General features: G+C 66.1%; 15 protein-coding genes. 7 read left to right on the top strand and 8 right to left on the bottom strand.

The features are described from left to right. Positions 1-9: 9 nt before the first annotated feature. Genes ASF47_RS04185 through ASF47_RS04200 form a run of 4 tightly spaced genes read left to right on the top strand, consistent with a single transcriptional unit; the run spans position 10 to position 9,834 of the window. Positions 10-3,795, top strand: coding sequence for a DUF6079 family protein (locus ASF47_RS04185; protein WP_056862668.1), 3,786 nt, complete (start codon positions 10-12; stop codon positions 3,793-3,795). Next, positions 3,792-6,455, top strand: coding sequence for a BREX-2 system phosphatase PglZ (gene pglZ / locus ASF47_RS04190; protein WP_056862669.1), 2,664 nt, complete (start codon positions 3,792-3,794; stop codon positions 6,453-6,455). Before ASF47_RS04185 ends, pglZ begins: the two co-directional genes overlap by 4 nt. 3 nt (positions 6,456-6,458) lie before the next feature. Next, positions 6,459-7,775, top strand: coding sequence for a BREX system ATP-binding protein BrxD (gene brxD / locus ASF47_RS04195; RefSeq protein WP_056862670.1), 1,317 nt, complete (start codon positions 6,459-6,461; stop codon positions 7,773-7,775). A 4-nt stretch (positions 7,776-7,779) separates the two neighbouring features. After that, complete coding sequence (locus ASF47_RS04200) at positions 7,780-9,834, top strand: DEAD/DEAH box helicase (protein ID WP_056862671.1); 2,055 nt, start codon at positions 7,780-7,782, stop codon at positions 9,832-9,834. Here the strand turns inward: ASF47_RS04200 and ASF47_RS04205 are convergent. The 4 genes from ASF47_RS04205 to ASF47_RS04220 all read right to left on the bottom strand — a co-directional run bounded on the left by ASF47_RS04205 (position 9,831) and on the right by ASF47_RS04220 (position 14,218). After that, positions 9,831-10,307, bottom strand: coding sequence for a hypothetical protein (locus tag ASF47_RS04205; protein WP_156697716.1), 477 nt, complete (start codon positions 10,305-10,307; stop codon positions 9,831-9,833). The two genes, ASF47_RS04200 and ASF47_RS04205, sit on opposite strands and share 4 nt — an antisense overlap. A 67-nt stretch (positions 10,308-10,374) precedes the next feature. Further along, complete coding sequence (locus ASF47_RS04210) at positions 10,375-11,595, bottom strand: hypothetical protein (RefSeq protein WP_156697717.1); 1,221 nt, start codon at positions 11,593-11,595, stop codon at positions 10,375-10,377. A gap of 78 nt (positions 11,596-11,673) precedes the next feature. Next, positions 11,674-11,865: a hypothetical protein gene (locus ASF47_RS04215; protein WP_056862674.1), complete on the bottom strand. Its 192-nt coding sequence runs from the start codon at positions 11,863-11,865 to the stop codon at positions 11,674-11,676. Positions 11,866-12,088: 223 nt separating this feature from the next. Beyond that, positions 12,089-14,218 carry a DEAD/DEAH box helicase family protein gene (locus tag ASF47_RS04220; RefSeq protein ID WP_056862675.1) on the bottom strand — a complete coding sequence of 710 codons (2,130 nt, stop codon included), beginning with the start codon at positions 14,216-14,218 and terminating at the stop codon, positions 12,089-12,091. Positions 14,219-14,335: 117 nt separating this feature from the next. Here ASF47_RS04220 and ASF47_RS04225 point away from each other — a divergent pair, with 117 nt between their 5' ends. The 3 genes from ASF47_RS04225 to ASF47_RS04235 are packed head-to-tail and all read left to right on the top strand — an operon-like array spanning position 14,336 to position 16,145. Further along, positions 14,336-14,827, top strand: coding sequence for a hypothetical protein (locus ASF47_RS04225; RefSeq protein ID WP_156697718.1), 492 nt, complete (start codon positions 14,336-14,338; stop codon positions 14,825-14,827). Then, on the top strand, positions 14,824-15,606 hold the full coding sequence (locus tag ASF47_RS04230; protein ID WP_056862677.1) for an N-formylglutamate amidohydrolase: 783 nt from the start codon (positions 14,824-14,826) through the stop codon (positions 15,604-15,606). The genes ASF47_RS04225 and ASF47_RS04230 overlap by 4 nt, the downstream gene beginning before the upstream one ends. A gap of 44 nt (positions 15,607-15,650) precedes the next feature. Next, entirely contained in the window at positions 15,651-16,145 is a 495-nt protein-coding gene (locus ASF47_RS04235; protein ID WP_156697719.1) for a hypothetical protein, read from the top strand. On the opposite strand, the gene ASF47_RS04240 is transcribed toward ASF47_RS04235, so the two are convergent. The 4 genes from ASF47_RS04240 to ASF47_RS04255 form a co-directional block, all read right to left on the bottom strand. Beyond that, positions 16,110-16,976, bottom strand: a complete 867-nt coding sequence (locus ASF47_RS04240; protein WP_056862679.1) for an IS3 family transposase — start codon at positions 16,974-16,976, stop codon at positions 16,110-16,112. The two genes, ASF47_RS04235 and ASF47_RS04240, sit on opposite strands and share 36 nt — an antisense overlap. 102 nt (positions 16,977-17,078) lie before the next feature. Beyond that, entirely contained in the window at positions 17,079-17,282 is a 204-nt protein-coding gene (locus ASF47_RS04245; protein WP_082499962.1) for a transposase, read from the bottom strand. A 384-nt stretch (positions 17,283-17,666) separates the two neighbouring features. Then, the gene (locus ASF47_RS04250; protein WP_156697720.1) at positions 17,667-19,526 is read right to left on the bottom strand and encodes a hypothetical protein; all 1,860 of its coding nucleotides are present in this window, start codon (positions 19,524-19,526) and stop codon (positions 17,667-17,669) included. A gap of 48 nt (positions 19,527-19,574) precedes the next feature. After that, positions 19,575-22,361 carry a hypothetical protein gene (locus ASF47_RS04255; RefSeq protein ID WP_156697721.1) on the bottom strand — a complete coding sequence of 929 codons (2,787 nt, stop codon included), beginning with the start codon at positions 22,359-22,361 and terminating at the stop codon, positions 19,575-19,577. Positions 22,362-23,172: the final 811 nt, after the last annotated feature.

Here is a 23,172-nt window from a genome sequence, read left to right on the forward strand (position 1 = left end):
ATCTGAACCGTGTCTGACTCTGAGCTTTCGCTGCCCCTCCGTGACGCGATTTCCATTCCCGAAGCGGTCCACGACGCTGACTTCGTCCTGCAGATCGACAAGGCGCAGGACCAGCCGGACCAGACGATCAACGACTACGTGGTCACGCCCGGCATCGCTGAGGCGTTTCACGATGGCCTGGAGCTGGTTCGGTCAGCCTTCGAGAACACAAGCGCGCGAGGCACATTCGTCCACGGCTCCTTCGGCGCTGGTAAGTCGCACTTCATGGCGGTGCTGCACCTTCTCCTCACTGGCAACGCGCATGCCCGCGCTCTGCCTGGTCTCCAGGAGGAAGTGGCCAAATACAGCCAGGTCATCGAACGCAACCTGCTCGCCGTCGACTACCACTTCGTGGGCGCCGAGAGTGTCGAGTCGGCCCTCTTCGGTGGTTACCTGAAGGCGATCAGGGCCAAGCATGCCGACGCCCCTGCTCCGGTGTTGCACCGCTCCGACGCTCTCTGGGCGAACGCCGATCAGTTCCGGGCCACGCTCGGCGACGAGAGATTCTTCGAGCCGTTCGCGTCCGGGGCAGGGGGCGGCTGGGGGAGCTTCGGATCAGGCGTGACCGCGGCAAGTTACGACGCCGCGCGGCATGCGTCACCGACCGACCCGGACCGCCAGCGCATCACCGCCGAGCTCATCAAGCACTATTTCCCGGCGCTCGAGATCACGGGCACGTGGCTCGATATGTCCGCGGGGCTGCAGGCGATGACCCAACACGCGAAGAGCCTCGGCTACGACGGCATCGTGCTCTTTCTCGATGAGCTCGTTCTCTGGCTTTCCGGCCACCTGGCCGACAGCACCTTCATCTCTACCGAGACCGAGAAGGTGGCCAAGCTCGTCGAGACCGGGGGTGGCTCCCTTCCGATCCCCCTCGTGTCCTTCGTCGCGCGGCAGCGCAACCTCAAGGACTTCCTGGGCGGCGGCACCGGGGGAGCCGAGCGCGTCGCCCTCGACGACGCCTTCCAGTGGTGGGAAGGACGTTTCGAGCGCATCACTCTTCCCGCTGCGGACCTCCCGGAGATCGTGCAGAGGCGACTCCTGACCCCGTCTGGTTCTGCGGGTTCCTCGGCCATCAACGCAGCGGTCGCGAAGGTGAAGGCCAATCCGGCGGCTTACCGCCATCTCCTCACCGATGAGGCCGGGTCGAGCGGCGTGGACTTCGAGAAGGTCTACCCGTTCTCGCCTGCGCTGGTCGATGCCATGATCGCGCTGTCCGCGATCATGCAGCGGGAGCGCACTGCGCTGAAGATCATGAGCGAATTGCTCTCGCATGGCCGACACGAGCTGACCGTTGGAGACGTCATCGGTGTCGGTGACCTCTTCGACGAGGTGGTTCTGGGCAACGCCGAGCCGCTCACCGACGACATGAAGGCCGTCTTCAAGGCGGCGCGCACGTTTTACCAGATGAAGATGCGCCCGTACCTGCTCAACAAGCACAGTCTCACCGAAGCTGGCACTGCGGCATTGCCGCGTGCCCACGCGTTCCGGCGAGACGACCGCATCGCCAAGACGCTCCTGATCGCGGCGATCGCCCCCGGAGCAACCTCCCTCAAGGACCTGACGGCATCCAGGATCGCGGCGCTCAACTTCGGGTCCGTGAAGTCGATGATCCCCGGCCAGGAGGCGACCCAGCTAACCACTCAGGTCAAGCAGTGGGCCAGTGAGTTCGGTGAGATCACCGTCGGTCAGGGCGCCGATCCGATCATCAACCTGACGCTGACCGGCATCGACTTCGACTCGATTCTTGTCCACGTCGACACCGAGGACACGCCCGCCAACCGACGCCGCCTCATCCGTGAGCTTCTTGTCTCGGAAGTGGGAGCGAGCGCGACTGGTGCCATCGGCAGCGAGTACACGCTGTCTCATGTCTGGCGCGGTCAGAAGCGCGACGTGGACGTGGTCTTCGGCAACGTCCGTGATCCACAGTCCCTGCCCAACTCTCTGTTTCAGGCCGACGGTGGACGTTGGAAGCTGGTCATCGACTACCCGTTCGACGACGACGCGGCTCGCCAGCCCTCCGACGACCTTGTGCGCCTGCAGGACCTAAAACATGACAAGTTCGTGAGTGACACCGTCGTGTGGCTGCCCAACTTCATCACCAGCTCGCGCATGGACGATGTCGGCAAGCTGGTCAAGCTCGAGTACCTGTTGACCGGCAACCGTTTCGACCAGTACTCCACTTCTCTCCCTGTCGCCGATCGCGAGCCGGCGCGCAGCCAGCTCCAGAACCAGGCTGCTTCGCTCCGAGAGCAGGTGATCGGCGCGCTCCGTCAGGCCTATGGCATCGACGCAGTTCGTGACGACCAGATCGGTGCGAAAGTCCCCGATGGTCGAAACTTCGAGACACTCGCCGTCGGATACGACCCCCTGAAGGCTTCCGGATCGACGTTCACCGCGGCCGCGGAAGCTGCGCTTGGTGGCGGACTCGACACTCGCTACCCAAACCACCCCGCGGTGGACCGCGGCACTGACGAGGTGAAGAAGGGTGACCTGGTTGCCGTCCTGGAGCTGGCGCGCAGAGCCATGGCCGCTGGCGGCCGCATCGAACAGGTCGACCGCCCGACGGCGACCAAGGTCCGTCGCGTTGTGGACGGTTATGGGGTCGGCCGACTCGCCGAGGTGACCTACGTCCTGTCCGCGCCGTACTTTCGGTGGCACGACGCCTTCACGAAGGCTGCCGCCGGGGGCGACGTCACCGTGGCCGAGCTCCGCGCCTCCCTCGCAGAGTTCGGGATGACCAAGGATGCCGAGGACTTACTGATCCTGGCCTGGGCCGCCATGTCGGACCGGATCTTCAAACGCCTCGGCAGCCTGGTCCTTGATCCGGCGATCGGCTCGTTGGTTCCGGAGATGGTTCTGCACGAGCCGATCCTGCCGACGCAGGAGGAGTGGGACACAGCGGTCGCCCGGGCCAAGGAGCTGTTCGGCGTCGGCAGCAACGAGTACCACCTCTCCAGTGCCGCCGTGGAGCGCCTCGGCCAGTACGGCAGCAAGGTCAAGGAGTACGGGCCGGGCGTCTCACGGCTTGTCGCGGCCCTCACTGAGCACGCTTCGACTCTCGGCTTGGATGAGACCACCTCTCGGGTGGTGTCCTGCCATCGCGCTCAGGACCTCTTCACAGCGGTGAATCGTGCCCACTCCGCGCTTGAGCGGGTCCAGGTTCTGGCCGAGTTTGACCTGCCTGCTGAGCTGCCAGCATTGGGCAAGACGATCGCGTCGGCTGCTGCGGTCGCAGCATCCATCGACGGCGCTCAGTGGACCCTCATCGACCAGCTTCCGACCCTGGGCGGTGACGACGCGGCCGAGGCGCTGACGGCCCTCCGCACAACTGCCGCGCACGACGAGATGCACGACAGTCTCAGGCCTGCTCTTGTCGCGGCTTCGGAAGCCGTGACACGGATCCTGGTTGCACGGAAGCCTGCGACCGGCGAAGGGGAGGAGGCCCGGCGCAAGGCACAGGAGGCCGCCGCGGAAGCGAAGCTACGTGCCGAGGAGCAGGCGCGTCTGGTCGAAGAACAGCAGAAGCGTATTGCGGAGCAGCAGGCCGCGCTAGCGGAGCAGCAGGCGCAACTTCAGAAGGAGCAGGCGGAGTTGGCGCTTCGCGAGGCCGAGGCTCAACGACGGGTCCAAGAGACCCACACCCTGCAGCTCAAGCTCGCTGCGCAGGTCAACGACCTGGCCCAGAAGTTGGTCGAAGAACTGCAGACGCCGGTTGAGGGCAAGAGCCTCAGGGTTGACTGGAGATGGGAGTGAGTCAGACCGCTGAATCGGGCACCACCCGTGCGGTGGGGGTTTCAGCTGCGATGTTGCAGCAGAAGGCCGTCGACCTCGTCAGTTCCACCAGGGCCGAACGGGTGCTCATCCTTCGGGCCAAGCCCGAATGGGCCGGCGGCGACCTGAAGGCCGGCGCACAGGTCGTGCGCGTCGCGCCTGGCATTTCCCAACTCGGGATCCTGGATTTCCTGACCGACATGGGTGCCGACGAATACGCGATCATCCTCACTGATCGACCGCGCACGGACCTCGGTGATGCGGTGCTTGCACGGGTCTACAAGAACGACATTCAGCTGCCTGACGAATGGCAGGCCATTCCACGACTCTTCGATGCGCGTGAGGTCAGTCGGGAACTGCGCCGACTCGACTGGGCCGCCACAGCACTGCTCGACCATCAGCCAGTCGGCGGCTGGCCGAAAGCAGCCGACGTTGCCGTCAGCGAGAACTTCGCCATCCAGGCACTCATGAACGCCGTTCTCGGACTCGACGTCACCACCGAGTTGGACTCGACGGTTCTGATGTCAGCGCTTGGTCGCGGTCCAGTCCGCAGTCGATGGGCCGCGACCGACTCAGGTCTCCGGCGTCACCTGAACGACTGGGCCGAAGCTTCGATCGGTTCTTCCGGTGCCCTTGCCCTGAAGGTCGCCCAGAAGACAGAGTTCGTCACTCCGCTGGCGGTGGCCCTTGCTCTCGACGTTCTCTGGCCCGATGACGGCTCCGTCGCCGGTGAGGAGCAAGTCGCCGCGCGAGTTCGCGTCGAGCGCTTCGTCGACGGCAAGACCGTTCCCGTCGAGGCTGCCAAGGCCGCGGCTCGCATCGCCAAGGGGATTGTCCTGCGGTCCGATGCTGAGGCCAACGGCGAGATCGCTGTTGCGCTGAAGCAGGCCGAGGCGTTGCTCACGGACATCGGTTGGGCCGCAGGGGCTGAGCGCTCAACCGTTCTTCGCCCCGGCTATCGCGCCCGCGTTCGCTCGCTGGCGGCCGCACTGCAGGAGGGCGGAGATGTTGAAGCGGCCCTCGTGGCTGTGCATCGCCACCGCGATCGAGGCGAGTCCGCCGGGCCGGACATGGCAGTCCGGCTCCACCGGTGGCTGAAGACCGACGAGCCCTCCACCGACGGCTTGGCAGACGACCTCGATCTTCAGATGGCGGACGGTGCTTGGGTAGACGCCGCAATAGGTGCCCTTTGGAGCGGCTCGGACGATCCGGACATCTCGGCTGCCTACGCGGCACTCACCACGAAGGTCCTCGCGCGCAGAGCCGAGAGAGATGCCAAAGCCGCGGGTCGACTGACGCAGGCGTTGACCAACGGCCCCGCAGCTTCATTCGGTGAGTCGGCCATCGGCGTCGAACGAATCCTCGGCGACGTAGTCGCACCGTGGCGGAACGCCGGTGTTCTCCTCGTCGTACTCGACGGGCTGAGTTCTGCGATCTCCTCCTCGTTGGCGGCGGAGATCTCGCGGCTCGGGCTGGTCGAGTTCGTTCCCTCGACAACGAAGCGGCGGATCGCCGCGGCGTCTGCCCTCCCATCGCTGACCAACATCTCGCGCACCTCGCTCTTCAGCGGACGCATCGCCACCGGCAACGGTGAAGACGAGCGGAAGGGCCTGGACGGGGCCTTCCCCGGGTCTCGTACCTTCCACAAGGACGGCTTGCGGGCGCCAGGCGGCGCAGCGCTGCCGGCCGAGGTAGTGGACGCGATCAGATCCGACCCCAAGAACGTCCCTGTCGTTGGTGTCGTCATTAACGCTATCGACGACGCCGTGCACAAGAACGACGTTTCCGACTGGGAATGGGGCCTCGCACAGCTCGCGCCCCTCCGGGCACTCCTCGAGACTGCTGTGAACGCCCGTCGGACAGTGGTGATTACTTCGGATCACGGCCACGTGGTCGAGCGCTCGACTGAGGCCATGACCGCTTCGGGAGCTGACTCCCGCTGGCGACCCGCGGGCGCACCCGTCGCGGCAGGCGAGGTGCTCGTCTCGGGGCCCCGGGTCGTCGCGTCGGGCGGCTCCGCGGTGTTGTTGTGGCGCGAGGACGCGCACTTCGGTCCCCGTCGCGCCGGGTATCACGGCGGCGCGAGCCTCGCAGAGGTCACAGTGCCTGTGTTGGTCTTCCAACCCGCCACGGCACTCTCGGCAACTGCCGACGGCTGGGTGCAGGCGCCGCCACAGACGCCGGACTGGTGGAACGATCCGATCGTGGCCGCTCCCGCCCCCGCGGAACCGAAGCCCAAACCCCGCAAGAAGAGCGTGCCGAGTGATGACGCTGAGGGACTCTTCAGCGTGGACGTCGCAAGCCAGGCTCGCGCGGCCGCGTCCGACGAGGATCTGGTCTCCGCTCTCGTGGGGTCGCCGGCTTACTCCAGCCAGCGTGCGATGGCCGGTCGCCGGGCTCTGCCGGACGACCAGGTAGTCACCTTCCTTCGCGCGATCGTTGAACGCAGCTACCGTGCCCACCGGGACACGGTCGCCGCTGCCGTCGGAGTGCCGTCCACGGACGTTGGTCACGTACTCTCTGCGGTCAAGCGCCTGGTCAACATCGACGGTTACGACGTCCTCTCACTCGACAGCGACGGGGTCACCTACAAGATCGATCAGGCGTTGCTTCGTGACCAGTTCGGGCTGCGGGGACGTTGACTCATGGCAGGTGTTTCCATCAGTCCACGGCGTCGCCGCGACATCATCGATGCGCTTCGGCGGGGCACGGTGCCCCGGCAGGGATTAGACGTCCTCGCCGTTGGTCTCTCGCACTTCGAGTCGACCATTGACGTCCAACTCGGTGCTGTAGCCGACGGTGGTGCTGGGTTCAAAGCGGTGCGTGGGGAGTACGGGTCCGGTAAGACATTCTTCGCTCGGTGGCTGACCGAACGCGCGAAGAAGGCGAACTTCGCGACGGCCGAAATTCAGATCAGCGAAACGGAGACCCCGCTCCACAAGCTCGAGACGGTCTATCGCCGGTTGGTCGAGAACCTCGCCACCCCCACGACCGGTTCTGGAGCGATCCGCGACGTCGTGGACGGGTGGTTCTACTTCCTCGACCAGGATGCTGGAGCGGAAGGGACCACGACAACGCTGGAGCTTCTCGACAAGCGCCTGGCGGAGGTCTCCCGCGAGGCTCCGGCCTTTGCTGCTGTGCTCCGGTCCTACCGGCTCGCGCAACAGGCGGGCGACGCTGCCCAAGCCGAAGGACTGCTCGCCTGGCTGGGGGGCCAGCCACATGTCGCCGCCTCCGTGAAGCGCGCGGCGGGGGTGCGAGGCGACCTCGATCACTACGGGGCACTCGGTTTCCTGCAGGGGTTGCTCACCATCCTCCGGGACTCGGATTACGCCGGGCTTGTGCTCGTCCTCGACGAGGTGGAGACCCTTCAGCGGATGAGATCCGACGTGCGGGAGAAGTCCCTCAACGCTCTGCGACAACTCCTGGACGAGATCGACGGCGGACGCTTCCCGGGCCTCTACCTTGTGATGACCGGGACGCCAGCGTTCTTCGATGGTCAGCAGGGTGTGCAGCGGCTGCCTCCACTAGCACAGCGACTTCAGACTGACTTCCAGACCGACGCACGGTTCGACAATCCGCGGGCAGTCCAGATCCGGCTGCCCGGTTTCAATGCTGCTTCGCTCGTGGAGCTCGGAGCCCGGGTCCGCGACATCTTCGCTGCTGGTGCCGAGAACCCCGACCGGATTCACGCCGTTGTCGACGACGCGTACATCGGGGACTTGGCCGGGGCCGTTGGGGGCGAGCTGGGCGGACGAACAGGCGTCGCGCCGAGACTCTTCCTGAAGAAGCTCATCGCCGACGTGCTCGACCGGGTCGAGCTCTTCGAGGACTTCGACCCGCGCCGCGACTATCGCCTCACCGTCGACCCGAACGAGCTCACCGATGTCGAGCGTGCAGCCCAGGTCCGAGGCGCCGGGGGAGCCGTCGCTACTGTCGACGAGATCGACCTGGAGATCTGATCGCATGTCGAGCGCAACGGGCCTCGACCCGGCAATCGAGTATCACGTCGTCAACTCCCTCGGCTGGCCGGGTTTGCGGCCGCTGCAAGCCGCGGCGGTTGCTCCCGTCCGAGCGGGTGACGACTGCGTCCTGCTCGCGCCGACGGCCGGCGGCAAGACCGAGGCAGCAACCTTCCCCCTGCTGTCGCGAATGACCGCCGATGGTTGGAGTGGCACTTCGGTCCTCTACGTGACCCCCTTGCGCGCATTGCTCAACAACCTCCTGCCGCGTCTGCATAGCTACACGGAGTGGATCGGCCGCACGACAGCGCTATGGCACGGCGACGTCGGCCCTTCGGAACGGCGCCGCATCCTCGCAGAGCGACCCGACGTGCTGCTGACGACTCCTGAGTCACTCGAGGCCATGTTGGTCTCCAGGACCGTCGACCATGTGCGGTTCTTTTCTGGGCTGCAAGCGGTCGTGATCGACGAACTGCACTCATTCGCGGGCTCGGACCGGGGGTGGCACCTGCTCGCGGTGTTGGAGCGCGTCGAGCGGGTCATCGGGCGGAAGCTGCAGCGGATTGGACTTTCGGCAACGATCGGAAATCCCGGGGCCGTGGGAGAGTGGATGCAAGGCTCGACCGACGGTCGCCGCCCGCTTCAGGTTGTTGAAGCGGACGCCGCCGCGGCTGATCCAGAACCCGAAGTCACCCTGGACTACGTGGGCGGCATGGAGAACGCGGCCACCGTCATCTCGCGCATACACCGTGGCGAGAAGCGTCTCGTGTTTCTCGAGTCCCGCCGCCGCGCCGAGGAACTTGCGTTCTTACTCCGGGAACGAGACGTCCAGACCTACGTCTCCCACTCCTCGCTGTCGGTAGACGAACGGCGACGCTCAGAACAGGCCTTCGCCGAAGCCCAGAACACCGTCATCGTCGCCACCTCGACGCTTGAGCTCGGCATCGACATCGGCGACCTCGACCGCATGATCCAGATCGATGCGCCTAGGACCGTGTCCTCGTTCTTGCAGCGACTCGGACGCACCGGTCGTCGCGCCGGAGGCACTCGCAACGCCTTGTTCCTTGCAACGAACCTTGACGGGCTCCTCGATGCGGCAGCGCTCCTGCTCCTGTGGCGCAGGGGCTTCGTTGAGGATGTCACCGCGCCCCCGCACCCTCGGCACCTGGCTTCCCAACAGCTCTTGGCACTTGCGCTCCAGGAGGGGCGGTTTGGACCCTCGGCGATGGGGGATTGGTGGGGCGATCTCCCACTTATGGCAGACGGACCTGACGTCCTCGACTACCTAAGGTCGGCCAACTTCCTAGTCGAGGACTCGGGTCTGCTGTCCATCGGGCCGCGCGCCGAAGAGGAGTTCGGCAACCGCAACTTCATCGAACTCCTGTCGTCCTTCGTTGCTGCTCCGGAACTCCGAGTGGTCGCCGGCACCAAAGAGATTGGCTTCGTGTCGCCACTCTCGCTGCCAGCTCCGAATGATCGCGAGCTGAAGCCTTTGATCCTGGCCGGACGAGGTTGGCACATCCGCGACGTCGACTGGGAACGTTTCACCGTCTGGGTCGAGGAGATCCAGAGGAAGGGCGATGTGAAGTGGCCCTCCGACGCGATCGCACTGTCGTATGAGATGACTCAGGCACGTCTTGAGGTGCTCCTAGGAGCGACACCCGACGTTCCCCTGTCGAAGCGAGTCCCCGGTTCACTGGATCGTCTTCGCGACGACCACGCCGCCGAGGTGAGCTCACATGGCCTCGTAGTCTGGAAGCGCGGAGAAAGGCGTTGGGTTTGGACCTGGGCGGGCCTCAAGGCGAACGCGACGTTGCTCGCCGGCCTGGGCCTGGAAGCGCAGGGCGTCGAGAACGACTACGTCGACGTCCCCGCCGCGCTCGATCTACGCGCGGCCGACCCTGCCGCAGTTCCGAATCCAGGAGTCGAGGCCGTCTCCGGCCTCAAGTTCTCGGCCGCCTTGCCGATCGAGCTCGCCACCAGAACTCTTGGCCAGCGACTCTCGGATACGGACGGTGCGAGCGCGACCCTGGAGAAACCCCTGATCGACCTGCGCTAGCTCCCAGCGCTCAAGGCAAAGAAGCGGTTCGTCGCGCTTTGGAGCATGTCGTCAACCAGGGAATCGGGCACGCGCGCCAGACCCGCGACCTTTCGGAGTATCGGTTCCCAACTCGTTGAGATCAATTCCGAGAGCGCGCGTCGATCCACCCGCGACACTCCCCGACCAGCCACGGGCTCGCGAACCAGTGTTGCCCCCAGTAGGGAGAAGACCATGACGAGCATCGAGTTGCTGTCAGGGTGGAGGAAGTACAGCGAGCAGGGCCAGCGCTCGTTCACGTCTCGGTTGAACGCCACTACCTCGGGAATGTCCCACAGCTCGCGCGGATCGTCCGAGTACCCCTCCCACACGAACTCGACCGCGGCGCGGTTCTGCTGAATGGCCTCGGGCGTGCTCATCAAGTTGGTGTAGAGCCACGAAGCGAACGTGCTGGCATCGCCGCTTTGCGAAACCTCGTGCTCGATCGCTATCACGGTCAATACGTCGTGGGGCTCGAGGCTTTCGGACTCGATGTGTGGCCGACGGCTAAGCCATCCCATGTCAGTGTCCTTTCCGGACAAGTGCTGTTGCGCTAGGAAGCGAGGCAGCCTCGGAGTCGACGAAGATGTCGTACAGCGGATCCTTGCGTTGCACGGCCTTCACGGCCAATGCGAGCTCACCGGCCGCACCAGGGGTCTTCCCAACGGTGGCTTTCACCTCGGCAGATGCGGCTGCGAACCAGATCCGGTGCCTACTCACTGCGGCGAGGTGCAGTCCGCTCAGTGCAACCTTGGCAGGATTAGAGGCACCCGCCAGCCGAGCCGAAATGCCGTTGGCTGTCTTCTCGATGGGGACGGTGAGGTCAGCCGGATGGAAGACATCCAAGTTCGAGGTGCGAGATCTCTGGGGGGTCTTCAGTGGTCGTTCCGAGTGCTCGTACCTGAGGGCCCGGACGCTTCCCCGGGTGCGCTCCGTGAGGCGGGCCGCCAGGCGCTGGCTGAACTGGTCGGCGAACGGGTCTCCGTCGCCGAATGAGATCTGCCCGGTCACGACCAGGTCTGGCCCCAAGCGACGGACCGCGCAATCCCGCCAGACCTCAGCCAGGTCATGGTCGTGCTCGTCGAACGCGGGTCCGAACTCGTCGAGCCACAGGCGGCGAAGTCGAACCGCCACCGTCACGGCACCGAGGGGCGGTGGGTCGGAGGCCCGTCCGCCCACTGGGGTCGTCGGTGAGGAACCTCCACCTGTGTCTGCCTGCGCAGTGGTTGGGCCGCCCCAGATGCTTGCGCGACCCTTGCGTGTGCAGATCCCGTCGCACACCGCACGCACCGCCGCCGAGACCTCGTCGAAGTACATGAAATACACCGAGCCCGACCCACCCAGAACGGGGTCTCCGCGCTCTCGCATGCACTCGAGGCACAACTCGACCCGTACGCGCTGGCCCCGGATGACGAGTGGGGACTCATATCGGGCCCGCGCCCCGCACAGCTCGCACTCGAGCTCTTCAATAGGGCACACGACGGTCCCCGCAGCGGGCCGGTCTCCGGCGCCCTCGACATCGGTGAGGTCCCATGCGCGAGCGAGATGATCGAGCACGTGAGAGTCCGGAGGCGGAATCGGGTTTCCGACCGAATCGAACCCCGTCATCCTCACGGCAAACTCGGTGTGGAACCTGCTGATCAATTCGATGACGTCGGCACCGGGCTGGTCCATGAGAGCCTGATGTACGTAATCCTCGACACGAACGGGGACGGGAACCAACGGATCATCGGCATTCAGCATGTCGGGACTCTGGCAGAACCCACCGACAAGGCACGCAAGGGGGTGAGTTCGCCGTGGCGCGTTGGCGGCTCATCCCGTTCAGTCCAGAACCTGCGTTTCCGGGTCAAAGCTCTTGACGAGCGCCAGCGCGTCCTCACGAGTCTCCGAGGACGTACTGACGAAGATGTGGAAGTCAGGATGGCCGAGGTGCCTAATCTCGGCGGGGAAGCCGGCGGCGTTGAGTTGAGCGACGAGACTCGGTGGGTTAAAGACGTGCGTCAGGATCTTCATGCGCCCACCTTCGCAGATCGCCACGCGGGGCAACGGCTTCGTGGGCCACGACGCGACCCCGGTGGGAGCGAGGGGACTGCCCAGATTCCGGTTGACACCTCACTGTGAGGATTCATCCTCGCTGGAGGGATGTTCAGCACTCCGAAGCCATTCCCGATCGTGTTCACGGATCACGGCAGCCGAATGTGCGTTCGGGGCAGCGGCACCCCGTCGTCGTAGCCCTTCAACCGAGAAGTCGTGACTTGGCGGTAGAGAACTCAGCTGCGGTGAGCAGACCCTCGCGATGCAGCGCTGCGAGTCGCTCGAGGTGGTCGATGAAGTGTGGCTCCGCATAGTCGTCTGACGGGCCCGGGGGTGGGGACGTATGCGGCGCCGGTGGTCCAGGTGGCTGTCGGGCCGGTTCGATGACCGGCATCGGCACTGGTGAAGACGTTGCCCCGTCGTCAACGTCAACGTCGTCGTCGGCGGTGGTCTCGTCCTCACTGTCCATCAGGTCTTCCCAGGTGGCGGCGTCAGGTCGCTGGGAGCGGTAGCCGGTGACGCCGTCGGCGCTGACCAAGAGCTCGAAGCCGGAGCTGCTGAGCACGAACCCGGCTGGGGTTGCCTTCGAGGGGCGTACGCCGCCGATGAGCAGCAGGTCGTGCAGGAGACGGCGCAGCGACTCGTTGGCGTCCTCCTCGTCTGTGCCGTGCGCGGTGCGGTAGTCACGCACGGCGCCAGGTCGCACGGGGTGGCTCGCGGGCGCGACGTGGTCGAGGTGGAACGTGGGCGAGGGGTCGATGGTGCGGCGATGCACCAGGTCGGACGGGATGACTCGGTCGTCGTCGAGGGTGAGGGGGGTGACGCTGTCGGCGCACTCGACGATGAGGTCTAGGCAGCTTTCGGTGCCGTCGCTCACCCCCAGGTCCTCGGCGGTGCCGAGGGCGTACACGACGACGAAGGTGGCTTTGCCGCCGTCAGGTTTGAGGCGGAGCACCCGTCCCATCCGCTGGATCATCTGACGTCGTGAGCGCGAGCCCCCCATGACGACCGCGAGGTCGATGTCGGGGACGTCGATGCCCTCGTCGAGCACGGTGGGAGCGACGACGGCCTTGAGGCGCCCCGCGCGCAAAGCGGCCAGTCGGTCCTTGCGTTCGCCTCTGCTCAGGTCGCTGTGGATAGGGGCTGCCTTGACCCCGGCCTCGACGAGCGTCGCGGAGATCTCCTCGGCCATGCCGACTCGTCGGGTGAAGAGGATGGCGCCGCTGGAGGCATTGACTCGCGCCGCGAGCTTGGTGGTGACCTCGAGCTTGGCCTGGGCGCTGGTCATGACATCGATGCGCGTGGAGAACGCCTTGAGGTAGCGACGTGCCACGTCGCTGATCGTGGGATCGGGATCGGGATCGTCATCGGCAGCACGCTGGACCTCGTGCAGGAACGCACCGAACGGCTCGGCTGGGAAGCCAGCAGAGAGCAGCTGGATCCGGGCATCGCGCGCGGTCCGGTCTGCCTCGTCATAGTCAGCCCGTTCGCGCGCGGAGAGTGGTACGCCGAGCAGCTGTACGTCGTAGTGGGCCACCACGCCGTCTCGGATGGCGCGTGGGAACCCGATACGGAACACCGGCGGCCCACCGAAGTAGTGCAGCAGGCTCTCCAGTCCGTCGTCGTTGCGTTCGAACGTGGCAGTCAGCCCGAGTCGGCGCCGGTAGGAGGCGTGCAGGGCTCGACGCCATTGACCGGCACCGTAGCGGTGGCACTCGTCGGCGATCAGGAGGATCTTGCCGTCGGGTCGGGTCGGTGGTTCCAGATAGAGGGACTGGACGGTGCCGACGATGATGCGATGGCTACGCAGGCTCGCGCGCTGACCGTCGCCGAGTGCGCCGACGCTGGGAAGGCCGTGCTGACGCAGCGTCTTGACCCACTGTTCGACCAGGTCGATGGTCGGGACCATGACGATGACGTCGTAGTCGTCGTCAAGGGCCTCGCGGGCCGCCTCGACGCCCACGCGGGACTTGCCGGTGCCGGTGACCGCCTCGATCACCCCGTGGCGACCATGGCTGCTCCAGGAGTCGAGTGCCTCGGTCTGCCAGGCGCGCAGGGGAGGGCTCGGTGGAGCGACGTGGCGGGCCCAGTCACGCGCAGGTCGATCTGCTTCGAGTAGCCATTCACGACCTTCGGTGGTGAGGCCGATGGCGCCGTCGGAACCTCCTCGGAGCAACTGGGAATCGAGATCCCCGAGACGCAGGAGGTGCCTCTCGGAGCACTCCGTCTCATCCAGTGCCGCTTGGAACTCGGGTAGCGGCAAGGCGCCGTTGTCGTCGAGCTGCAGGAGCAGTTGGCGTTGCCGGTCGCGACACCCCGAGACGACGTCCATGATCAGCCCGCTCCTTCCTGACAGTTCTCGGGACGTTGTCTATCACCGCCGACCGACAGGCGCGCGACGCGCTTCAGTTGTACGCGACTGTCGGACCTGCCTGACACCCTGGTGACCATGACGACACCTCGTGACTATGACTGGCCCGGGCCGACCGTGATCGGGCAGACCAGCACCGGCGATCTTGTGTTTTTGCCCGAGGCCTACGCGGTGGCGGCCGCGCGCGAGCTCGACGGGTGGCGCGCAGCCTCGACCTGGGGTCAGGCGCGTGATCTGGCCAATCGGGCCCAGTGCCTGGCGCCGCCGTTCGCGGTGCAGGACCTAGAAGCCGCCCAAGACGATGATGCTCCCTTTGACGTCACTGAGCTTGGTGTCGTGGCCGACGGAGACTGGCCGCCGATGCCAGGGGGGCTGAGTCTGGAGCTGGTGCAGGGAGACTGGCCCGGGCGCGGAACGTTCGAGGTCGGCGCTGTTGTCGACACCGTGTTCAACGGACCCGTTCTCCAGATCGCCCCCGACCAGGAAGAGGCGCTGTGCGGGGCGCTCGCAGCGGCTGGCTGTGCGGTGCGCCGCGACGACGACCTGGTGCGCAGCGCAGGAGAAGTGTGAACAACTTCGAGATCGTTCCGGGCGACGCTGCCTCTCCGGTGGTGTTGCACGTGCCGCACTCGTCGCGGCGGATCCCGGCGCACGAGCGGGCCGGGATCGTGCTCGACGACGCCGAGCTTGATCTGGAACTCACCGCGATCACCGATGCTCGCACCGACGAGATCGCGATACGCGCTGCCGACGCTGCGCACCTGAGGCCGTGGGTCTTCGTCAACCGTTTCTCGCGACTGGTCGTGGATCCCGAGCGGTTCCCCGATGAGCGCGAAGAGATGAACGAGGTCGGGATGGGGGCGGTCTACGAACGCACGACACAACTGGAGGTCCTGCGCCGGCCCACTGACACTGAGCGAACAGCGCTGATCGCCACCTACTTCGATCCGTACGCCGACGCGTTGGCTCAGCTGGTGAGCCAACGTCTCGCAGCGGCGGGTCGGGTCACGGTCCTCGACGTGCACTCCTACCCGCGAAACGCACTGCCCTACGAACGCCAAGGCGACGGTCCACGTCCGGAAGTGTGCCTGGGTACAGATCCGTTCCACACTCCCGACAGCCTGGTGACATCCGCACGCGGCGCGTTCGCGCTCGCGGCACCGCTCGACCAGATCGGCTTGGACTCCCCATTCGCCGGCTGCTACATCCCCCTCGGCCAGTACGGCAGGAATCCTGACGTAACCGGCTTGATGCTCGAGATTCGACGCGACGTGGTGGCGGCCGGTCTAGACCCACTGGTGGCCGCCACGTCCCAGTTGGTCGACGTCCTGAGCGGTGCCCAGGTGTGAACTCTTACTGGGAGGGATGGACCAACCGGCCCAAGGCCCAACGTGTGTACGGCGACACCGGCCCATGGATCTATCACCCGTCCTTGGCTTGGCAGGCGACCGCAGTGCCTGGTCTGGAGCTACCGCTGCCTGCAGATCCGACACTTGGCTATGCGCGGAGCGCAAGCGAAGAGCAGCACGATCGTCACGGTGAGCTCTTGGCCTATTGGGCGCCCCTGCTTCACCTTCTGCACTTCGGTCTCGGCTGGACCCGGCCGGACCGCGGGCTGGCCGCGTGGATCGCGCTCGGTTGTCCCACCGACGACCCCGTCCTCGCTGTCGTATCCAGGTGGTGGCCCCGCGAGCGTCTTGAGGACTTCCTCGCCTACGCAGGCCAATCCCGCGCACTTATCGATCTCGGCGGCGAAATCGCCTCCCGGGGTGGCTACCGCGACTTCGAATCGGACCCGCTGCCGGACGAGTACGCCCACCTGGACTTGACCCGCTCCGGTGGACATGGTTTTTCAGGCCGAGGCCTGCTCTTCGAACTGTGCGGGTGAACGGTATCCGAGCCGCTGCTTGATGCGGGTGGTGTTGTAGAAGCCCTCGACGTAGTCGAAGATCGCCGAGCGCAGCAGGTCCCGACTTCGCCAGGTCTGCCGGCCGTGGATCCAGGCCAGTTCCCGCTTCAATACAGACCAAGTCGACTCGACCGCGGCGTTATCGAAGGCGTCGCCGGTGGAGCCGAACGAGGCAGCGATCCCGAGCCGCTCGAGCTGCTGGCCGAAGGCGAGGCTTGTGTAGGCCGCGCCGCGGTCGGCGTGGTGGATGATCCGCTGGTCGGGTCGCCGTCGTCCGAACGCCATCACGAGCGCATCGATGACGAGGTCGGCGTCCGGCGTGGTGCCCATGGCCCAACCCACGACCCGACGTGAGTAGAGGTCGATGACGCCGGCGAAGTGGAGCCAGCCTTCGTCGGTGCGGAACTGGGTGACATCGGCGGCCCAGAGCTGGTCGCGGCGGGCGGGGTTGAAGTCGCGTTCGACGCGGTCGGGTGCCCAGGCGGTGTTCGGCTTCCCGGTGCGCCACCTTCGGCGGGAGTGCGCGCCGACCAAGCCGTGCTCACGCATCAGACGCGCGACCCGCTTGCGGCCGGTGCGGTGCCCAAGCCGACCGAGTTCGGCATGCACCCGCGGTGAGCCGTAGGTCCGCCGCGAACGGCTGTGAACCTCAACAACCACCGCTGCCAACTCGGCGTCGCGCTGAGCGTGCGTGGACGGCCCGCGAGTGGTCCAGGCGTAGAACCCCGATCGGCTCACGCCGAGCACCTGGCAGAGCCGCTTGATCCCGTAGGACTCATGGTGTTCGGAGACGAACCGGAAGCGGCTCACCTGGTCGTCTCCTTGGCGAAATAGGCGGCTGCCTTGCGCAGGATCTCGCGTTCGACCTTGAGGTCGGCGACCTCCTTGCGCAGCCGCTTCAACTCAAGACGCTCATGCTCGCTGAGCGCGCCCGCTGAGCGCGCCCGGCAGGGCGTCGAGCGTCTTCTGCTCGCGTTCCCTGCGCACCCAGGCGCCGAGGGTCTTGTAGTTGATCCCGAGGTCGCGAGCGACCTCGGCCATCGCCTTGTCGGTGGTCAGGACCAGACGAACAGCCTCGGTCTGGAACTCAGCTGGGTACTTCGACGGACGGCCCATAACGGACTCCCTTCGTGAGCCTGCGGCTCACAATCTGGTGTCCATCAGAGCGGGTCAAGTCCAATCGCCTTGTCGGTGGTCAGGACCATCGCCTTGTCGGTGGTCAGGACCAGACGAACAGCCTCGGTCTGGAACTCAGCTGGGTACTTCGACGGACGGCCCATAACGGACTCCCTTCGTGAGCCTGCGGCTCACAATCTGGTGTCCATCAGAGCGGGTCAAGTCCAACCGGTCATCGAGCAACTCAAGGATTCGCGCGCCGACGTGGGCATCGACGGGCCGTTGGTTGCTGGTCGGGCCGACGGTGCGCCAGCCGTGAGCCGGAGCCCTCGGAAGTCCTTCGCCTTTCGGGGGTGGTCTACTCAGGCGTCCTGGGGCGGGGTTTCAATTGGTTCGCTTGGTCGGGAGGTGCGGACCGATGTAGCCGATGTACACCTTGCCGCTTCGTGTCACGTCGTCGTAGTAGTGAAGTCTCGGGCTGATGAGACCGGACTGCGCGATCTTGAAGTGCGCCATCATGGCGATCCGGCCAGCGGGCTCGACGGCTTCGGGAACGGGGAGGAAGCGGGCTTCGGAGAATTTCGAGTTCTTCTGGACGTCTTCAGATTCGTTTGTTGCGTGCTTGTTTGCTGAGTAGCCGCGACAGCCGTCGGGCAGGTTCAGCAGATATCCGTGTACGTCGCGGTCGCAGCGTCCGGCGACTGAGGCTTGGGCGTAGTCCGACAGTGCTTGGAGCACGGCCCAGGTCTTGGAAGCCCACAGTCCGAGGGGGTCGTGGACGTCGAGGCGGACCGAGATCGCCTCGTCGCCGGTGAACTCGATGCCGGGGAGGTCGGGCACGTTCGCCAGTAGGTCGACGAACGATGCGGGTGGCTCATCGTCGATTGTCTCGTCGCCTGCGGCATAGACAGCAGCGGCCTGCTCTGTTTGCAGGAGCAGAGCTCGCAGCCGTCGGAGTTCGTCCTCGGCGCTAGTCAGGGTCGCGAATGTCGCGGCATGTTCGAGTTGTTCGTCCTCGAGGCGGCGGCCGACGTTGCGCTTGTCCTGCCCAAGCTGACTGTTTTCGAGGCGGAGGTCCTCAATGCGGCTGGCGACCTCGGCCTGGTTCCGTTCGGCCTGGAGCCCGAGCCGGGCGATCTCGCCAAGCGTGGCCCAGTCCTGCGGCATGGGATCGGATATGCCAAGTACGTCGTGCATGACCGCAGACGCCGCGAGGTAGGCCTCGTCAGCGCGGGACAGCGTCGTGTTGGTCGCGGGTTCATCCACGGTCTCCGGCTGGGCCGGCGCATCGTCCTCAATGGCCTCAGCGACCGTGGCGGCAACATCGCCCGGCGCCGGCACCGCATTCTCGGCGGGCACTGCGGCTGGTTCTGCGGGACTGGATGGTTCGGGTTCCGATGCTCGGACGCGGCCGAGGAGTGCGTCATCGGCGGTCGCTGCGATCTCGTCGAGAACGGCTTGAAGCGCCGGCGGAAGGTCAGCCTCAAGCGCGTTCTCCTTGGCTCTGCGCCCGAGAATGGCGGCGAGCCATTGGCTTCGGTCGTTGACGATCCTCGTAGTGGACAGAATGCGGTGGCGGCGTGCGTCAAGCTCGCTGTCGGTGTCCACGCCGGGCAGATACGTGCGCAGGGTTCCAGCGGCAACCGCGTGGGTCGGGCCGAGATCGGCCCCGAGGAGCCTGGTGGCATCGGCGTCGAGGACATACGCCGACGCCAGGCCCGCGGTCTGACGTAGCAGCTTCGCGACGTACCTGGTCCATGCCTTGAGGGGCAGGGAGTCCGAGCTACCGGCGACGAAGAGCAGGCCGCGCCTATGAGGATCCCGGACGGCTGCAGCGAGGGCGCCTACCTCGTTGGCCCGGACGATGATGGGCTGGTCGGAAAGTCGCGCGAGCGAGTCCCGGACGTCGAGCGTGCCGAGGAGCCCGCGCGCAAGGCGCGGTACGCCAGTTGCGATGGATTGGGTCTCGTCGGTCGCGGGGCTGTGGATGTCGAGCAATATCGAGGCCGCTTCGCCCTCGTCGGCTGGGAAGTGGACCGTTAGTTCGCTGGTCCAAGACCCTTCCGGCTTCCGCTCGACGACTTGTGCGCGTAGCGACCGCGACCCGTCATCGCGGCTGACCCTGATGATCGCGGCGTCGACGTCGGCGGCGATCTGCGCAGCGGCGCCGGCGCCGATGGCGTCCGGGTCGTAGCCCTTACCCGATAGCCAGGTTCGCAATTCACCCAGGGTGTCGTCGACCACGGTAGTTCGGTCAGCGACTTCGAAGTGTGCGCGATATCCGAGCATGGCCTAGTCGTCGTCCTCGTCGCTGGCCTGAAGCTGGAGGATCAGGGTGAGCTCGGCGAGCGACAGCTCATCCATGGCAGCTGCAGTCGGCTCGTCGGAAGTCGCGAAGAGGCGCTCCGTGATGGTCAGGAAGGAGGTCAGCGCCGTTTGCACGTCCGCGAGCCACGGACCGTTGGAAACGGCCGTCAACGCATTGGCTGCTGCTGCGCCGATCCGGTTCGTAGCTGTTGGTGGCCGGGGAACGGTCAGGAAGATCGCTTGAGGCTCACGCGCCCACGACGCGCCGACACCGGCCAATTCGACCAGGGAGACGACCGGTTCGAACGCGGCCGAGAACTCGGCGCCCCCGATGCGGATGGCCAGGGTCCGCGCATTCTCGTCGTCGATGCGTTCGACCTCCACGCGCGTGTCTGCGGCTGCGGCGACGGCGCGGGCCTGTGTCTCGACGAAGGTCAGGATCGCCTCGCCGGGGTCGGGTTTGCGGAGTTCGGTCAGCAGGTCCTCTGCGAGCACGAGAAGGCTCGGGTCTTCCCCTGTCCACCAGGCGCGGATCCGCTGTGCCGGATCGGCCGACTGGCCCCCGCGTGCCGGGGTGTGTTGCACGATCCATTGAGTCACCGCATCCCGACGCTGCGAGGAGAGAACAGCCTCGTAGTAGTCGGTGAGCCGCTGCGCAACTGCGGAGTCCGTGCTTGGGAGCAGAAAGCTCCGGCTCCTCGACCACGTGTCGTACGCCTGGTAGTCGCCGACGGCCAATAGATCTACGCCCAGCGTGCCATTGGCGATCTCCTTGGCCGAAGCGACGTTCCGAGGGTCGATCGCACGCAGTTCTGCGAGAAAAACGCCCCGGACGATCGCCGCATCCTGGCCTGATGGGACGGGCTGCTGCGGCGCCTCATCGAGGAGCAGGCTCAAGGCGCCTGCCGATGCCGATTGCTTCGCGGGCGTCTTGCCTGCGCGCCATTCGCCGACCCACGAGGGTTTCCCGGCGACGTCGAAAGTGACTGTGGCTCGGTACTCCTGCAGGTGGTCTGGGCCCCGTCGTTCGAAGTCGAAGTCGAACGTGACCTTGGCGCGGGAGCAGTACTCCTGCAGCTGGGTTGTCGGGTCGGCTGGCGGTGTGAAGCTCCGGACCCATTGAGAGACAACGGCTGGCTGACGCTCGGCCATCAGGTCGCCGTTTGCGCGCCAGGACGCTGCGGCGATCGCCTGCGCTACGTCCTCGCGCAAGTCCTTACCGAGTTCGCTGAGGCCGCGCGAGCGGAGCACGCCGTCCGCGATCGGCATCGCATCGAACAGTTCGACCACCGACTGCCCGGTGACGTTCGGCGACGTGGTCCGCCCGACAGGGATCTCGAACGAGGCGTTGAGCAACTGGAGAGCGTGTTGGTGCCGCACAAGATGCGTGAGGATCTCTGATCCTTCGGCAGCGAGGGTTCCGTAGTCGCGTTGGTGCGCTGCGCTCACCAGCGCACGGTTCTCGTAGGCCCAGGAGCGGTGCGTGAGTGCCTGTGCAAGGAGGCCAGCGTCGGTGACCTCGAACGCGTGCTGCGCCCACGTGACAGCTTGGTTGTGCGCCGGCAGCCGTGCCTGATAGGCACGCGGCCGAGGCGGCGTGGCTCTGGCCGCGGGCTTCGGGAGCGCATGCGGGAGGTGGCGGGTGACGAACTCACGTAGCGCCGCCTTTCGTGCAGCTTTCGCTGATCCCGCGGATGCGCTCGCGGAGCGACCGGAGGCGCGGACCGTGACCGTGAACGTCTTGTCGTGATCGGGGCCCTCATTGCGCCGCTCGAAGTCTGGCTGCACCTTGAGTTGGGTGACGAGCACGTTGAGCCAGTCCGGCTCTGGAGCTGGTGCTTGGTAGTTGACGGCCGCGAGGAGGATGTCAGCGGGTCGTTGCGAAGCAGCGACGAGCGAGAGCGCCCCGAGCAGTTGCGTCGCAACGACCTCCCTGGAAGTTGTGGGACGGCCGGAGGCCTGGACGCTCGCTTCACCCTTTCCGTACAGGCCAGCGCCAACATGGGTGGCCCAGGCTGCGAGCGCGGTCCGAGCGTGCTGGTCGGCGGCAAGCACTTTGCTGACCGCATCATTTGAATCGAATTCGCCGAGTTGCGCGCGGGCGCGATCAAGCATTGCGAGCCGCATCCAACCTCGACCCAGCATGGCCAGGATCTCCAGGACGCCCTGGCTGAGCGGACTGTTGGATACCGACTCGTAGAGGTAGCTCGAGTGGAGGTTCGCCCAGCGGAGCCACCGGAGTCCCTCCTCGTCGGGCTCAAGCCCGAGATCGCGGACCGCCGCGACAAAGGGCGGGTTGAGCGGGGGCAGCCACGGCGAGTCAGGGGCCTGGGGGTAGCCGGTGGCCCAGCCGGTCGCCACGATTCGGTCGCGCTCGGCAGGCCGTTGGGTACCGACATGGACGCGCGGCGTCGCCGGTGGTTTCGGGCCGCCCGTGCGGATTAAGGCAGGCGGGGAGGCGCTCGCCGGTTCTTGAAGCCGCTTTCGCAGCCACGCCCGAAGCTTCGGAGCCCGGCCCGCGCGGATCGACCGTTCGGCAACGAGGCACTCGCGCGCCCGTGCGGAGCGGCCGGCGAGACCCTCGCGCACTCGAATGCGCGCGAGTTGGCGAACCACTTGGTCGGCCGGCATATCGACGCCGTCGAGGCGGACGCCCCGGGACCTTGACTGCTGGCGAAGTCGGAGGGCCATCTTATGGACCGGCTCGGGCTGAGGTGGTTCGCGAAGAGCTACGACTCCGACCCAGCGGGCGCCGAAACTGTAGGCCGTCATGGCAAGCGAGCGTAGTCAAGAGGTCCGACATTGATGACGGTTCTCGCAATGCTCGTCCCAGTTTAGGAGTGCTAGCAGCCTTCTTTAACGAGTGCGGCTGGTTCTAGCGTCGAAGTCGTCGTGCGCGGTGACACGGGCGAGCTCGATCTGCCCGGAGGAGAGAACCCAGTAGTGGATACGCCTCGCCGCCGGGGTCTTGACCTGGAGGCTCGCCCTCCAGGCGACGGCTCCGTCGCCTCTGATCCTGACGGAGCCATCGCCCCCGAACTGGTCTCTCATCCTCAACGATGTCGATGACGACGAACCGATCGTTGAAGCCCCGTCGCTGCTGGCCGGTGGCCCGCCTTGTGTTGTCGAGGAGAGCGAAGGCTTCGTCGAGGACGAACCAGCGGCCTTCCTCCTGCGCCGCACGTGCCGATGCCAGCGCCGGTCCCTGCGCTGGATGGAAAGCGTCATGCTCTCCAGGTGTGCGCCTCGGGTCGCGGTCCAACGGCAGCCAAGTGGGTGTTTGTGACCGTCGGTTCCTGCTGACGGGAGGGCTCGGATTGGGCTCGCTTTGATTCGCAAAGGCCCGCAGCCTGGCTCCGGCGCTCGCCGGGTGAGAGATCGCCATCACCGCAGGTCAGGAGCGTTTGTTGCCTCATTCGCGCAGCCGATCACAAAGGACCGCGCTTACGCTCAGGGTCATGTACGCCTTCCCGATGACACACCACGTCGAGTGTGCGGCGCCCGGCCGTGTGGGCCTCGGAACTCGCCCTGATGCTCACCCCATTGTGGGGTGCACTGGGTACGCACAAGGATGAGAAACGGC

Origin of the sequence: Nocardioides sp. Leaf285, assembly GCF_001422955.1 — a bacterium.
GTDB classification, from domain to species: Bacteria; Actinomycetota; Actinomycetes; order Propionibacteriales; family Nocardioidaceae; genus Nocardioides; species Nocardioides kribbensis.

What these genes read in the sequence shown, in the direction of transcription:
- ASF47_RS04210 (WP_156697717.1), bottom strand. Translation starts at nt 11,595, where the DNA reads ATGCTGAATGCCGATGATCCGTTGGTTCCCGTCCCCGTTCGTGTCGAG.
- ASF47_RS04255 (WP_156697721.1), bottom strand. Translation starts at nt 22,361, where the DNA reads ATGACGGCCTACAGTTTCGGCGCCCGCTGGGTCGGAGTCGTAGCTCTT.
- ASF47_RS04215 (WP_056862674.1), bottom strand. Translation starts at nt 11,865, where the DNA reads ATGAAGATCCTGACGCACGTCTTTAACCCACCGAGTCTCGTCGCTCAA.
- ASF47_RS04200 (WP_056862671.1), top strand. Translation starts at nt 7,780, where the DNA reads ATGTCGAGCGCAACGGGCCTCGACCCGGCAATCGAGTATCACGTCGTC.
- ASF47_RS04220 (WP_056862675.1), bottom strand. Translation starts at nt 14,218, where the DNA reads ATGGACGTCGTCTCGGGGTGTCGCGACCGGCAACGCCAACTGCTCCTG.
- ASF47_RS04225 (WP_156697718.1), top strand. Translation starts at nt 14,336, where the DNA reads ATGACGACACCTCGTGACTATGACTGGCCCGGGCCGACCGTGATCGGG.
- ASF47_RS04245 (WP_082499962.1), bottom strand. Translation starts at nt 17,282, where the DNA reads ATGGGCCGTCCGTCGAAGTACCCAGCTGAGTTCCAGACCGAGGCTGTT.
- brxD (WP_056862670.1), top strand. Translation starts at nt 6,459, where the DNA reads ATGGCAGGTGTTTCCATCAGTCCACGGCGTCGCCGCGACATCATCGAT.